Here is a 12,879-nt window from a genome sequence, read left to right as displayed (position 1 = left end):
GAACCTCAGTCGTTTTCGATATGCGCGATCACATCGAATTCGACGAGCAGTTCCGGTATGCCGAAGGTGCCGGTGACGGTTGCGCGCGACGGCAGCACGTCGCCTTGGAAGAACTCCCGGTAGGCCTCGTTCATGCCTTGGAAATAACGCATGTCGGACAGGTAGATCATGACCCGTGCCACGTCCTTGAGGGTGCCGCCGGCTGCTTCGAGCAAGTGCGTCAGGTTGGTCAGGGCCTGCCTGGTCTGCGCCCGGATGTCGCCGACGCCCACGACCTTGCCTTCCAGATCCAGCGACACGGTCGCGGTGTAGAAATGATTGCCGGCCATGGTGGCCTGGGAATGCGGGTTCGGCGAAACAAGAACCTTGGGCGAGTAGATGGTACGAATTGCCATTTCAGTTAGTCCTCATGCTTAAATTGAAGAGCTGCGAGTGGTCTCACGGTCGGCGAGCGCGAGCACGAATTGCGTGAGCACGCGGGTCCCGCTGCCGGTCGGCCCGGAAGGCCCGAAGACGTGCGGCTGTTCCGACCAGCAGGTGTTGTAGAGGTCGAGATGCAGCCATGGCGCGTCGCCCACAAACTGCTTCAGGAACATCGCCGCGACTGGCGTGCTGCCCATCTGCCCGGTCTTCGAGAAGTTGCGCAGGTCGGCGACCGGGCTCTCCAGGAAGGCGAGATATTCATCCCACAGCGGCATTGGCCAGATCTTCTCGCCGGCGACCCTGTCGGATTCGATGAGCAATGACAGGCAGGAAGGCGCCGTCGAGAAAGTGGCAATGCCGAGCGGGCCAAAGATGCCCATGGTCGCGCCGGTGAGCGTCGCCAGATCGATGATCAACTGTGGTTCGAGCGACCGGGCGTATGACAATGCATCCGCCAGGATCAGCCGGCCCTCGGCGTCGGTGTTGATGACCTCGACAGTCTTGCCGGAATGGGTACGCAGCACGTCCCCTGGCCGCATCGCATTGGGGCCCGGCATGTTTTCCGCGACCGCGAAGATCGCCGTCACGGCAAGATCAGGCTTCAGTCTGGCAACCGCCTGCATGGCGCCGGCGACCGCCGCCCCGCCGCCCATGTCGGCCTTCATCTGCTCCATGCCGTGGGCCTGCTTGAGCGAAATGCCGCCACTGTCGAAGGTGACGGTCTTGCCGACGAGGACGACCGGCTTCTGCGTCACCCCCTCCGGCCTGTAGTCGATGCGGATCAGCAACGGCTCGAAGGCGCTGCCCGAAGCCACGGCCAGCAGCCCGCCCATGCCCTGCTTTTCGAGTTCCGCCCGGCCCATGATCGAGATGGACAGGCCGGCCTCGGTTGCGAGTTCCCTCATGCGAGCTGCAAAATGCGGCGGCGTCATCACGTTCGGCGGCTCGGTGCAAAGGTCGCGCGCCAGCGCGGCGGCATCGGCTATCGCTCGCGCCCTCTCGAGCGCGCGGTCGGCTTTGGCACTCTCCCAGCCACTGCCAAAGGTGAAACCCAGCCTCAGGGCAGGTTCCCCGGAACGGGGAAAGGCCCGAGAAACAAAGTCGTGGTTTGCGAGAAAAGCGCCTTCGGCGATCGCTTGCAGCTTGAGTTCTGGATCGTCCCCCAGTTGGCAGCGAGACGGGATGACGATAGCCGCTCCCTCTACCTTCATCTTGCGCAAGGTGCCCACGGCCTGCGCCGCCTGGCGTCGACCGTCGGCAATGTCGGCGCCGAGCAGGGCAGCGACGACTGGCATATTCCGGTTTTCCAGGAAGAGCGGCTGCGGAACGGAGCCTGAAGCGAGGCGAAGTCTCGTTTCGACCGCGGCAAGCTCCGGGTGATCCGAGTGATCAGCCGTCAGGCACAACACGACGGCATCGGCTCCGCGCAGTATGCGATCGACCGAGGTGGAACATGACCCATCGCTCATGCCTCCGCACCTGTGGCCGGAGCAGGAAAATGTGTCTTCCAATGGCTGGCAATGTCGGCGCGTCGACAGATCCAGACGTCCTTGTGGCCGACAATGTGGTCGAGGAATCGAGCAAGGCCGCGTGCTCGGCCGGGGTGGCCGGCCATACGCGGATGCAGCCCGATATTCAGCATCCGCGGCGCCTCAGCGCCCTCTTCATAGAGCTGGTCGAAGGCATCTCTCAGCAAAGCATGGAACTCGTCGGCCGTCTGAAGACCGCGGGGCACCAGCTTGCAGTCATTGGTCACCAGCGAATAGGGCACGATGAGCTGCTGGACGCCCTTGACCTCGACCCAATAGGGGACTTCGTCGTTATAGGCGTCGGAATCGTAGCCGATCTGCGCCTCTACCAGCAGTTCGCGTGTATTCGTGCTGGGCCCGTAACGGCAGCACCAGCCTTCGGGCTTGCGTCCGACGGTTGCCTGCAGGCTGTCGATGGCGCGCTGTATGTGCTCGCGCTCCTGCTCACGCGTCAGCAGCCAGGGCTTCTCCCAGCGCCAGCCGTGACAGCAGATATCGGCTCCGTCGGCGGCAATGCGTTCGGCCAGTTCGCGGTGGCGTTCCAGCGCCAGGGCACAGGCAAAGGCGGTGTAGGGCACGTTGCGGTCGGCAAGCATGCGCAGCAGCCGCCAGACGCCCACACGGCTGCCATATTCGTACATCGACTCGGCGGCGAGATCGCGCCCTGCGATGCCGGTGTCCATCCCCTCGCCTTCGGTCAGCGCGGTATCGGTCCTGGCATCGCCGTCGAGCGGCGAGTATTCGGAACCTTCCTCGATATTGAGGGCGATGTTCACCGCCAGCCTGGCACCACCGGGCCATTTCGGATTTGGTGGGGTTGCGCCGTAGCCTATGAAATCCCGCGCCGGGCCCTGGCTATCCTGTTCGCTCATGTTCACTCCGCCTTGGCTCCGCCTTCGATCCACTGACGAAGCAGTTCGCGCTCGTCGTCGGTCATCTCGGTTACGTTTCCAGGCGGCATGACATGAGTCTGGACAGCCTGCTGGTAGACCAGTTGGGCGGCTTTGATCGCCGATGGCGCGGCGTCCAGGATCAGGCCCTTGGGGGGCGCCTCAACAAAACCCCCCTTCGACGGATCTGCCGCATGGCAAGCCACGCAGCGCTGGGTGAGGATGTCGGCAACCTGGCTGTAGGTGACGGCGGATGTTTCGCCGGACACAACGCTGCGCGGGGTCGGAGCGATCATGAACATGGTGGCCAGGATCAGCGCCGCGCCGAAGGCGATGTAGATGGGCTTGGCCTCGCCAGCGTGCATGGTATTGAAGAAGTAGCGCACCGAAACGCCGGCGGCACTGATCAGGATGAAGGCGAGCCAGCCCAGTTCATGTCCATAGACCATCGGGAAATGGGCGCCGATCATCGCGAAGACCACCGGCAGGGTCAGGTAGTTGTTGTGATAGTTGCGCTTCTTGGCTTCGGCGCCGACGTCGAACTGGGCGATCGTTCCATCCGCCATGGCTTTGAGCATGCGCTTTTGGCCCGGCAGAATGACGAACCAGACGTTGCCCGCCATGATCGTACCCATGACGATGCCGACATGCAGGAACGCCGCCTTGCCGCTGAATATCTGGAAGAACACCCACACCGAACCCGAGAGTAGGACGCCGAGCACGGCAAACAGGATGCGCTCGTCGTTGATCTGCTTGCAGGTCACGTCGTAGGCGATCCAGCCGAAGACGATCGAGAAGATGCTGACGCATATCGCCAGTACCGGCGAAAGCGCATCGGCACTGCCGGATACGAGGTTCAGGCTCGCACCATACCAATAGACCACGGCCAGGAGCAGCGCACCGGACATCCAGGTGCCCAGCGATTCCCATTTCGACCATTTCAGCTGTCCCGGAACGTAACCGGGGCCAAGCGGGTAGCGGCTGTAGTTGTAGATCGCACCGCCATGAATCGACCAGAGCTGACCGCTGACACCGTCTACCGGCGGCTCCGGCGGCCGGAACGAACGGTCAATCTTGTTGAAGTAGAACGACGAACCGACCCAGGTTATCGCGGCGACCACATGGAACCAGCGCAGTACCAGATGGAGCCAGTCGGCAATGTAGTTTTCCATAATCTGGGATATGCCTTCACTAAAAATCCAGCGGCCGCTTGGTGTTCGGCCTGCGCTAAGAATGGCGAATGCCGGTGATCATTCAATCGCGAAGATCGATACTTTTGTTTCGAGAAAACGATCAATGCTTTTGCGGCACAACGATTGGGAGCGGCGGCTTGGCTTGAACCTGCACAGTGGCTGCCAGAGCGGCCCGGATGTGGATTGTGCGAATGCCGCGCAGCAGCCGGGCATTTGCCGGGCGGCTGCGCAGGACCAACTGGCGTCAAGCTGCCTCGGCACCCGCCATCAGGCTTCCGAAATGCTGCGGATCGTAGGCGTCGGCATCCACGGTACCCACGGCGCGTCCGCAATAAAGCACCACGACACGGGTCGAGAGCTCCATCAACTCATCGAGATCGCTCGAAATCAGCAGTACGCCTGCCCCTGCTTCCGCCGCCTGCACCAGGCGCTGCCTGATATAGGCGGTGGCCGCGAAATCGAGTCCCCGCGCCGGCTCGTGCGCGATGATCAGCCTTGGATTGGCCGACAGTTCGCGGCCGATGACCACCTTCTGCTGGTTTCCGCCGGACAGGAATTCGAGTTTGGTTTCCGCCGTGCGCGTACGGACGTCGAACTCGGCGATGCAATGCCTTGCGAACTCGGCGATGTTCTTACGATTCAGTATTCCGCGCCGGGAGAATTGCGGATCGCCCTCGTGGCCCATGATGAAGTTGGAGGCGATGTCCATCTCGCCGACCACCGCATGGGCGTGACGGTCCTCCGGAATGATGGCGATACCGCCCCGGCGTCGCGCCTCGACCGAGGTGGTCCCGAGTTCCTTGCCGTAGATCCTGATACTGCCGGCAGTGGTGGATTGAAGGCCGATGATCGTTTCGGCCAACTCGGACTGGCCGTTCCCGGCAACGCCGGCCACGCCCAGGATTTCTCCTTCCCTGACTTGCAAGGAGATCTTGTCGAGCAAGGCAACCCCGTCGACGTCGAGCGAGACATTGTCCATGTCGAGCACGACTTTGCCCATCGCGGAACGGCTTCGCCGTTGCGTCGTGTTCACCTCCTGCGACACCATCATGCGGGCGATGTCGGCAATCGTGCCCTCGCCCTTCGCTACAGTTGCGATCTGGCGGCCGTTTCGCAGGACGGTGATGTGATCGGCAAGATCCAGCGCGTGTTCCAGCTTGTGGGTAATGATCACCACCGCATAGCCGCGGTCGCGGAACTGCAGCAGCATCTCCAGCAGGCGGTCGCTCTGCTGCGGCGTCAGAACTGCCGTCGGCTCGTCCAGGATCAGGATCTTTGCCCCTTGGTAGAGCATCTTTAATATCTCGACCTGCTGGCGCTGCCCGACGGACAGTTTGCCCACCAATGTGTCAGGCGACAGATCGAAACCGAACTGCGCCGACAACTCGCTGAACCGCTCCCGATACTGGCCCCATTTGGGGGCCAGATCGGTCCATTTCAGCGTCGGCATGACGATGTTGTCGAGCACGGAATGTTCCATCACCAAAGAGAAATGCTGGTGGATCATGCCGATCTGGTGGGCGATCGCGTCCCGTGTCGACCAATGAGAGCCGACGTCCTGCCCGCCGACGAGCATGCGACCTGCGCTTGGCTGCAGGATCCCGTACAACACGTTCATCAGCGTGGATTTGCCGGCGCCATTTTCGCCGACCAGCGCATGGATTTCGCCGTACCGAAGAGTAACGCTGACATTGTCCAGGGCCTTGAAGGAGCCAAATGCCTTGGAGATTCCTTCAAGCCTTACCGCTTCGCTTCCAGGACTTGCCTCGACCATCATCCGGCTCTCTTACTTGAACTTGTGCGCGACGACGGGAACCGACAATTCGCCTGCCTGATACCGGCGCACGCTGTCTTCGATCTTGGTGATTTCCTCCGTCGTCAGATGCTCTTTATTGAGCGGCATCACGGAGAAGGTCTTGGCGCCGAATTCGTTGATCTTCGGCTCGACCTTGCCGGAGGCCACGTCCTTGGCGAGAGCATCGTACCAGCCGGCGACATCCAGAATGACGCTGGAGAGCACAGTTTCGGGCGCATCTACCGCCCAGTCGGTCGCGTAGCCGACGAATTTGGTCTTGCCGCTTTGCGAAGCGTCGAGAATGCCACGGGTGCCGACGCCGGCATTGCCGAGCACGATATCGGCGCCTCGCTGGATCTGCAGCGCGGCAACTTCGCGGGCACGCGGGATGTTGGTCCAGTCGCCGGAAAACGCCGACAGGAATTCCACGTTCGGATTGACGACCTTGGCGCCCTCGATGATGCCGCTGAACATGTCTTCGACCGCCTTGACCGGCAATCCGGCGACGCCGGCGATCTTGTTGGACTTGGTGGCCTGGCCCGCGATCAGCCCATTGATGACGCCGTAGGAATAGAAGTCGGGCGCATAGGCGGCGACGTTGTTGGATTTGGGCAGGCTGCTGGTCGTCGACAGCATGGCGAACAGCGTGTTCGGATAGTTCGGTGCCACCTGATCCCAGGCCTTGACCTGGCCGCTCGAGGTGAAGATCACCACCTGGAAGCCGGATTTGGCATAGTTCTCGGCGGTGCTGGCGATCAGCGGGAACGGCACGTTTTCAGCCATGGTCACGTCCCAGCCGTGCTCGTCGATCAGCTTGCGCACGCCCTGGTAATGACCGCGGTCCCATCCGTTGACGGAAGCCGGGTTGCTGACGCCGAAGATCACGGCGGCCTTGATCTTGTCTTGCGCGGAAGCTGTGCCGATCATGGCACCGCATAGTGCGACTGCCGCGAGCATTCGGCCGAAATGCCTGCCAATGGCTGCTGTAAAGGTACCCATTATTGCTCTCTCCCCAAGTTATAGTTGCAGAAATATGTTCGACGCAGCGATCAAAGCTGCTCGTAGGGCTTGCCGACCTCACGCGGCGCGCGGCCGCGCTCTGCGAAGGCAAGGACGCCGACCGTCAGAAGGTATGGGATCATCAGGTAGAAATGGGCGTTGCCGCCGAGCACCTGGGTGCGCAGGGCCAGTGCCTCGCCGAGCCCGAACAGCAGGCAGCCGAACAGCGTCCAGCGCGGATACCAGCGCCCGAAATAGACTGCCGCCAGCGCAATGAAACCACGTCCCGCGGTGATGTCGTCGGCAAAGCTGCGGACCCAGCCAACCGTCAGGGCAGCACCGCCCAGGCCGGCGAGGCCGCCGGCAAGCGCCAGGGCGACTGTGCGCACCAGCACGACGTTGATGCCGGCCGAGCGCGCCGCCTTGACGTTCTGCCCCACTGACCGGAGCAACAGCCCAGGCGCGCTGCGGAACAGCATGTACCAGACGACGAAGTAGAGGATGACCGCCAGCCACGCCAATGGCGGGACGGCGAACAGGAACGCGGCGATCGGGTTCTCGCTGAGCGCGCTCGGTGCCGACCAGCCCATGGGCGGGCTCATCTGCTGCAGGTCGTCGGCGGCGATGCGGAAGATGAAGCTGGTCAGTCCGATGGCCGCGATGTTCATCGCCAGCCCCATGACCACCTGGTCTGTCGGTAGCCAGACGGTCAACACCGCGGTGACAAGCCCCATGACCACACCGGCGCTCAGTCCCCAGACCACGCCCATCCAGGGATCGCCGACATAGACGGCGCCGAGTATGCCGAACAAGGCGCCGCACAGCATGACGCCCTCGGCGCCCAGGAACAGCACGCCTGCCCGCTCGGCGATCAGCACGCCCAGTGCGACGATCATGAGCGGCGTGGCGATACGCAGCGCGGAGAGCACAAATTCGAGATCGAAAATCAACGTCCCACTCCGCCAAAAGAGATCATTTTGAAAAGATGCGTCGATCTGACGGCAAGGAGCAGCAGCACCGGCAATGCCTGCAGAAGGAAGACCAGCGCCGCCGGCACCCCGGTCATCGCCTGCATGTTTCTACCGCCCGTTTCGAGGCCGGCGAGCAGCAGGGCGGCAAACATCACGCCGACCGGACTGCGGCCGATAAGGGCAGCGAGGATGCCGAGAAAGCCCCACGGTTTCGCCCAAAGCTCGGCAACCTGGAACACGACCCCAAGCGCCTGTATGCCACCGGCAATTCCAGCGATGGCCCCCGCAGCGAGCACGGCCTTGGTCAATGTGATGTTGGTGCGCATGCCCAGCGCCTCGGCCGCACCCGGGTTGCCGCCGAGCGCCTTGAGGCGGAACCCGAAAACCGTGTGCTTGAGGATCCAGCCCGCGATCACCACGATGGCGACGGCAAGGAACACGCCGACATGCACGACGATCACCGGCAGGCGATACTCGACGGGGATCAGCGCGGATTCGGCGAAGAACGAGTCCGGCTGCTTCATCGGGCCGGTGACCATCGCGAGCACGAACTCAACGGCGACGAAGTTCAGCATCACCGTCGTCGTCACTTCGCTGGCGCCGCGTTTCGTCTTGAGCAACAAAGGCGGAACGATGAGAAGCATCCCCGCGGCCGCCGCGGCCGCAAATGCCAGAACGACCATCAAGGGAGCGGGCAGCGTGAAGGCCGTGGTGACGAAGACGGCAGCCAGCGCACCGAGCTGCAACTGACCTTGCGCGCCGATGTTGAAGAAGCCAGCCTTGAACGGGATCAGGAACGCCAGCCCGCAAAGTGCTGTCGGTGTCGCCTCAATCACCGTTTCAACGATAGCCTGGCGGCTGCCGAGCACGCCCTCGACCATCGCGGAAAGTGCGCTGGTGGCGCTGCCTCCGATCAATTCGACGAGACCGGCCACGACCAGCATGGTCACGATCAGTGACGAGGCGAAGATGGCAATGTTGGTGAATATTCGAAAGCGGCCGAGATTCATGGACGTTTGCAACGCGTTCAAGCGTAATCCTCAACTGTTTGCTTCCCCCGCGCCGCCGTGTATCAAGGCGAATGGCAGCGTATCCGGATTGGTCTCCGGCCACTCGAGAAGCGTTCCCATAGTCAAAGGCTGCTTTCGGCGCAGCACGTATTCTTGAAATGTCAGCGGCCCGTTTAGGCAATCTGCCGACCCCTCTGTGCATTCATCTGACCGTCAATCGACTGATGGAACAATCCTTAAAATAGACACTATAATTCGCATTTCGCGATGAATGCCGCTGCGGCACCTGCCGCCGGGCGAGGCGCATGTCGGCCAATCGCTGCGATGAGCGGCTCAACGATGGCTGTCGCGTGGGGGAAACAGACCTCAGGGTAGGACGCGGCCGAGGACTGTCCCGTTGCGAGTCCTGGTTAGTATCGGGAGGTGGCGCCGCCGCGTCACGCCGGAAGACCCGCCTTGCGGTAGCCGTCGACGAAATGCTCGAGCGTGGCTGTGTCGCGGAATGGCTCCGTCGCGGCCCAGTGGCGGGTGGTGAACTGCGGGTTGCCGACAAGGAACAGTTCGACCTCGGCCTGCGCTTCTTCGAGCCGGCCGAGTTGGGCAAGGCTCGCCGCCAGGAAACGGCGTGAGCTTGTCCGATAGGTCTCGTCCCGGCGCAGTGTCTTGACAGCGGCCTCGTAGTCGCCGGCCGCATATTGCGCCTGGCCGAGCGTCAGGTAGTACCAGGCCGCCGGAAACGGGTTGAGCCGGAACGCCTTGCGAATGTGGTCCAGGCCCTCCTCGACCCGCCCGGACAGGATCGCGATGTCGGAAAGCGCCGCCCAGGTGTCGGCCTCGTTGGGGTCGAGCTGGATCGCCTTGGCGAATTCCGCATCTGCCTCGGCGAAGCTGCGCTCGTAGGCCAGCAGGTAAGCCAGGACCCAGCGGCAGCCGGCATCGTTGGGATCGATCGCCACCGCCTTGCGCGCCAGTTCCAAGGCAACGCTACGGGCAGCTTCGCTTGGCCCGCCGCTGTGGACCCATCCCATCCAGTGGTTCATGGCAAGCCAGCGATAGGCCTCGGCGTATTCGGGATCGAGCGAAACCGCGCGGGTGAGCAACAGGTGTGCTTCCCGGGCCGACTGCGGGGAGTCGTCCATCAGCTTGCGCGCCCGCACGCAGAGATCGTAAGCCTCGAGACTTCTGGGCCGATTGCGCGGCGGCGGCGGCGTCTGCAGCCGGCCGAGCAATGCGTCGACGATCTTGCCGGTAACCTCGTCCTGGACGGCGAAGATGTCATCCAGGCTGCGATCGAAGCGTTCCGCCCACAGATGCTCGCCGCTGGCCGCATCGACCAGTTGGGCATTGATGCGCACACGCCCGGCGGCGCGCCGCGCGCTCCCCTCCAGCAGGTAGCGCACGCCGAGATCCTCGGCGATCGTGCGCACGTCCGTCGCCCTGCCCTTGTAGGCAAAGGCCGAGTTGCGGGCGATGACGAACAGGCCGGGGATCCTGGACAGGTCGGTGATCAGGTCTTCGGTCAACCCATCCGCGAAGGATTCCTGCTCGGTATCGTTGCTGACATTGACGAAGGGCAGCACGGCGATCGATGGTTTGTCGGGCAGCGGCAAAGGTTTTCGCTTCGTGCCACCGAGCTCTTCGACGGTCCCCGTGAAGCGGTAGCCGACGCGTGGAACCGTCGATATCCATTCACCGCCGCCGGCTGCCGGGCCAAGCAGCTTCCTGAGCTGCGCGATCTGGACGGTGAGGTTGCCTTCCTCGACAGCCGTGCCCGGCCACGCGGCGTCCATCAGCTCGGTTTTGCCGAGGATGTCGCCCGGCCGTTCGACGAGCGCTGCGAGCAGCTTGAGCCCGCGGTAGCCGACCGCAACGGGTTCATCGTTCCGGAGCAGCGTTCCCGCATCCGGATCAAGCACGAACGGACCAAAGGCAAAGCGCGACCGCTGCATGCGGCGCATCTTTAGCTCGTTTGGGAGTTTTTGGAACTATTTGGCAGGGCTTAACGACGGCGCCGTCCGTCTCCTGCACAACTCATCCTCTTTCAGGTCGAGGGCTTCGTGCCCTCGGACCGCATGGAGGTTACCATGGACGATGGTCTTGCGTCGGCCCCGCATCAGGCAGAGCGGCCCGGAATGCCTGTGGAGCCGGCAGACGTGTCGCGTCGGTACCCGGCGACCCTGCGGGGCATTGTCGAGACCTGGCGCTGGCGGATACATTTTCGCTGGGAACTTGAGCAAAAGTTGAAGGATAATCCCCATCTGGTCGACGATATCGGCCTGACGAGGCGACAGGTCGAGGCAGAGATCGCCAAGCGCTTCTGGCAAGCGTGAGGCGAATGCTGCAATGATACTTGATCGCCAGTTTCCGGGTGCCGCGATGGTTCGCCGGCACGTGCACCTGCCGGAACGTGCCGGCCCTTCTTCGAGGTCCGCATGACTGCCGAAAGCACGACATCGCCACGAGAGGATCGGATGCCATGGGCCGCGATGGCGGGTATCATCGCGACCGTCACGGTGTTCGCCGTGGCGCAGGGGCTGACCTATCCGCTGCTCAGCTTCATCCTCGAGCGGCAGGAAACGTCGCCGGGCCTGATCGGCTTGTCGGCGGCGATGACGCCGCTGGGTTTCATCGTGTCCGCGCCCCTTATTCCAGCACTGGTGCGGCGCATGGGCGCGGCTCGGCTTGCAATCCTGTGCTCGATCCTGGCAGCAGCCACCCTGGCCGCGATTGCCTGGACGCAGGACGTCTGGGCCTGGATGCCGCTGCGCTTCATGCTCGGCTTCTTCGCCAATCCGCTTTACGTGATCAGCGAGACCTGGCTGATCACGATCGCGCCCGCGTCACGCCGGGGCCGCATCATGGGCCTCTATGCATCCATCGTTTCGGGTGGCTTCGCCATCGGCCCGCTAACCCTCCGGCTCTTCGGGACTGAAGGCTGGCCACCGTTTCTGGTCGGGATTTCTGCGTTCCTGCTGTGTGGGCTGATTGTCCTGGCAGTCATCCCACGCTTGCCTGACATGCCGCATGAAGGCGAGGCGACATCGGTCGGCCGCTTCTTCGCACTGGCGCCGCTGCTATTGCTTGCGGTATTCGCAGCGGCTGCTTTTGAACAGAGTTTGCTTGCCATGCTTGCCGTTTACGGCGCTGCCTATGGCAGTCCCGAAAGCCGCATCTCCGCGCTGATCGCCTGTTTCATCCTTGGCAATGCCGCCCTGCAGATACCGCTCGGGCGCCTTGCGGAAGGGATCGGCTCGGTCCGTGCGATGCTGTTGTGCTGCTCTCTGGCGCTGCTCGGTTGTGCCCTGTTGCCACCGCTGTTTTCATCCGCGTTGATCTGGCCGATGGTGTTCGTCTGGGGAGCGGTGACCTTCGGAATCTACACCATGGCTCTGATACAGCTCGGTGAACGGTTCTCGGGGCAACAACTCATCGCCGGCAACGCGGCGTTCGCGCTGGTCTGGGGAATCGGCGGCTTTGTCGGCTCGCCGATCACGGGCCTCGCGATGCAACTGATGGGACATCAGGGGCTGCCATTGTCCCTTGGCCTGCTGTGCGGTGTGCTGGTGGTGTTTCTGATGGCGGAGAGACGGCGGGCATGATCGAGCCACGTGCTTCGGGCCGCGTCCGTGCATGCCGGTTGAGCTGCGTTCCTAGGCCTGCGCTGCGTAGTCGATGCTCTCCGTGATCGCCGACTGGCCGGCAGCTGCCATCGTCTGCATGGCGCGGCGTGCGCCCGGCATCTGGAGTTCGCCCGCGCAACAAAGCCGCGCCACCAGGCAGGCGGTCAGTGCAACAAACTGGAGTGTGGTCGATGCGGTTTTCATGGTCGTCGCCGGTCAAAAACGTCCTGCCTGCAGCCAGGATGGCTTCAGCGCATGTTTCGGTTGTTGTGTCCTGCGGATGCTTCGGTTGGTGCCCTGCGGCACGCGATATCCGATGTGACTAATTCATACCATGAATTGTTTTTTCACACCAGTGGATTTTTTGCCATGGCGCTCGCATCGAGCGCGGTCGTGCCGAGACCAATGATATGACACGTCTCGACGGCCGGCCGACAGCTCGGCCTTGC

Annotated in this window: 13 protein-coding genes; 3 read left to right on the top strand and 10 right to left on the bottom strand. The window is 62.9% G+C overall.

The annotated features are described in order from the left end of the window. Positions 1-5: 5 nt before the first annotated feature. Both WHT83_RS25185 and WHT83_RS25180 read right to left on the bottom strand, forming a co-directional pair. Positions 6-395, bottom strand: a complete 390-nt coding sequence (locus WHT83_RS25185) for a RidA family protein (protein WP_341878428.1) — start codon at positions 393-395, stop codon at positions 6-8. An 18-nt stretch (positions 396-413) separates the two neighbouring features. Continuing rightward, positions 414-1,355, bottom strand: coding sequence for a leucyl aminopeptidase family protein (locus tag WHT83_RS25180; RefSeq protein ID WP_406874084.1), 942 nt, complete (start codon positions 1,353-1,355; stop codon positions 414-416). Here WHT83_RS25180 and WHT83_RS25175 point away from each other — a divergent pair. Beyond that, positions 1,341-1,760, top strand: a complete 420-nt coding sequence (locus WHT83_RS25175) for a hypothetical protein (protein WP_406874086.1) — start codon at positions 1,341-1,343, stop codon at positions 1,758-1,760. The genes WHT83_RS25180 and WHT83_RS25175 overlap by 15 nt on opposite strands. A 128-nt stretch (positions 1,761-1,888) precedes the next feature. Here WHT83_RS25175 and WHT83_RS25170 read toward each other — a convergent pair whose 3' ends face one another. The 7 genes from WHT83_RS25170 to WHT83_RS25140 form a co-directional block, all read right to left on the bottom strand. Further along, entirely contained in the window at positions 1,889-2,830 is a 942-nt protein-coding gene (locus WHT83_RS25170; protein WP_406874063.1) for a polysaccharide deacetylase family protein, read from the bottom strand. Then, positions 2,827-4,014 (bottom strand): urate hydroxylase PuuD, encoded by a 1,188-nt coding sequence (locus WHT83_RS25165; protein ID WP_341878425.1) that lies wholly within the window; start codon positions 4,012-4,014, stop codon positions 2,827-2,829. Before WHT83_RS25165 ends, WHT83_RS25170 begins: the two co-directional genes overlap by 4 nt. 265 nt (positions 4,015-4,279) lie before the next feature. Next, entirely contained in the window at positions 4,280-5,812 is a 1,533-nt protein-coding gene (locus WHT83_RS25160; protein WP_341878424.1) for an ABC transporter ATP-binding protein, read from the bottom strand. A gap of 9 nt (positions 5,813-5,821) precedes the next feature. After that, a complete protein-coding gene (locus WHT83_RS25155) occupies positions 5,822-6,829 on the bottom strand; it encodes a BMP family protein (RefSeq protein ID WP_341878423.1) in 1,008 nt (335 codons plus the stop codon). Positions 6,830-6,879: 50 nt separating this feature from the next. Beyond that, positions 6,880-7,779: an ABC transporter permease gene (locus tag WHT83_RS25150; RefSeq protein ID WP_268738097.1), complete on the bottom strand. Its 900-nt coding sequence runs from the start codon at positions 7,777-7,779 to the stop codon at positions 6,880-6,882. Next, positions 7,776-8,810, bottom strand: coding sequence for an ABC transporter permease (locus WHT83_RS25145; protein ID WP_406874062.1), 1,035 nt, complete (start codon positions 8,808-8,810; stop codon positions 7,776-7,778). Before WHT83_RS25145 ends, WHT83_RS25150 begins: the two co-directional genes overlap by 4 nt. A 437-nt stretch (positions 8,811-9,247) precedes the next feature. Next, a complete protein-coding gene (locus tag WHT83_RS25140; RefSeq protein WP_341878421.1) occupies positions 9,248-10,768 on the bottom strand; it encodes a winged helix-turn-helix domain-containing tetratricopeptide repeat protein in 1,521 nt (506 codons plus the stop codon). A gap of 174 nt (positions 10,769-10,942) precedes the next feature. Here WHT83_RS25140 and WHT83_RS25135 point away from each other — a divergent pair, with 174 nt between their 5' ends. Both WHT83_RS25135 and WHT83_RS25130 read left to right on the top strand, forming a co-directional pair. After that, positions 10,943-11,140 carry a DUF1127 domain-containing protein gene (locus WHT83_RS25135; protein WP_341878605.1) on the top strand — a complete coding sequence of 66 codons (198 nt, stop codon included), beginning with the start codon at positions 10,943-10,945 and terminating at the stop codon, positions 11,138-11,140. Positions 11,141-11,242: 102 nt separating this feature from the next. Next, a complete protein-coding gene (locus tag WHT83_RS25130; protein WP_341878420.1) occupies positions 11,243-12,409 on the top strand; it encodes an MFS transporter in 1,167 nt (388 codons plus the stop codon). 51 nt (positions 12,410-12,460) lie between these two features. On the opposite strand, the gene WHT83_RS25125 is transcribed toward WHT83_RS25130, so the two are convergent. After that, complete coding sequence (locus tag WHT83_RS25125) at positions 12,461-12,634, bottom strand: hypothetical protein (protein ID WP_341878419.1); 174 nt, start codon at positions 12,632-12,634, stop codon at positions 12,461-12,463. Positions 12,635-12,879: the final 245 nt, after the last annotated feature.

Source organism: Aminobacter sp. P9b, from assembly GCF_045345995.1.
Lineage (GTDB): Bacteria > Pseudomonadota > Alphaproteobacteria > Rhizobiales > Rhizobiaceae > Aminobacter > Aminobacter niigataensis.
The sequence above is the reverse complement of the archived record's forward strand: the minus strand, read 5'-3'. Positions and strand labels throughout refer to the sequence as shown.

Bases quoted from the DNA above. Each gene is read 5' to 3' on its own strand.
- WHT83_RS25185 (WP_341878428.1), bottom strand. From the start codon at position 395: ATGGCAATTCGTACCATCTACTCGCCCAAGGTTCTTGTTTCGCCGAAC.
- WHT83_RS25175 (WP_406874086.1), top strand. From the start codon at position 1,341: ATGCGGCGGCGTCATCACGTTCGGCGGCTCGGTGCAAAGGTCGCGCGC.
- WHT83_RS25180 (WP_406874084.1), bottom strand. From the start codon at position 1,355: ATGACGCCGCCGCATTTTGCAGCTCGCATGAGGGAACTCGCAACCGAG.
- WHT83_RS25165 (WP_341878425.1), bottom strand. From the start codon at position 4,014: ATGGAAAACTACATTGCCGACTGGCTCCATCTGGTACTGCGCTGGTTC.
- WHT83_RS25160 (WP_341878424.1), bottom strand. From the start codon at position 5,812: ATGATGGTCGAGGCAAGTCCTGGAAGCGAAGCGGTAAGGCTTGAAGGA.
- WHT83_RS25155 (WP_341878423.1), bottom strand. From the start codon at position 6,829: ATGGGTACCTTTACAGCAGCCATTGGCAGGCATTTCGGCCGAATGCTC.
- WHT83_RS25145 (WP_406874062.1), bottom strand. From the start codon at position 8,810: ATGAATCTCGGCCGCTTTCGAATATTCACCAACATTGCCATCTTCGCC.
- WHT83_RS25140 (WP_341878421.1), bottom strand. From the start codon at position 10,768: ATGCGCCGCATGCAGCGGTCGCGCTTTGCCTTTGGTCCGTTCGTGCTT.
- WHT83_RS25135 (WP_341878605.1), top strand. From the start codon at position 10,943: ATGCCTGTGGAGCCGGCAGACGTGTCGCGTCGGTACCCGGCGACCCTG.
- WHT83_RS25130 (WP_341878420.1), top strand. From the start codon at position 11,243: ATGACTGCCGAAAGCACGACATCGCCACGAGAGGATCGGATGCCATGG.
- WHT83_RS25125 (WP_341878419.1), bottom strand. From the start codon at position 12,634: ATGAAAACCGCATCGACCACACTCCAGTTTGTTGCACTGACCGCCTGC.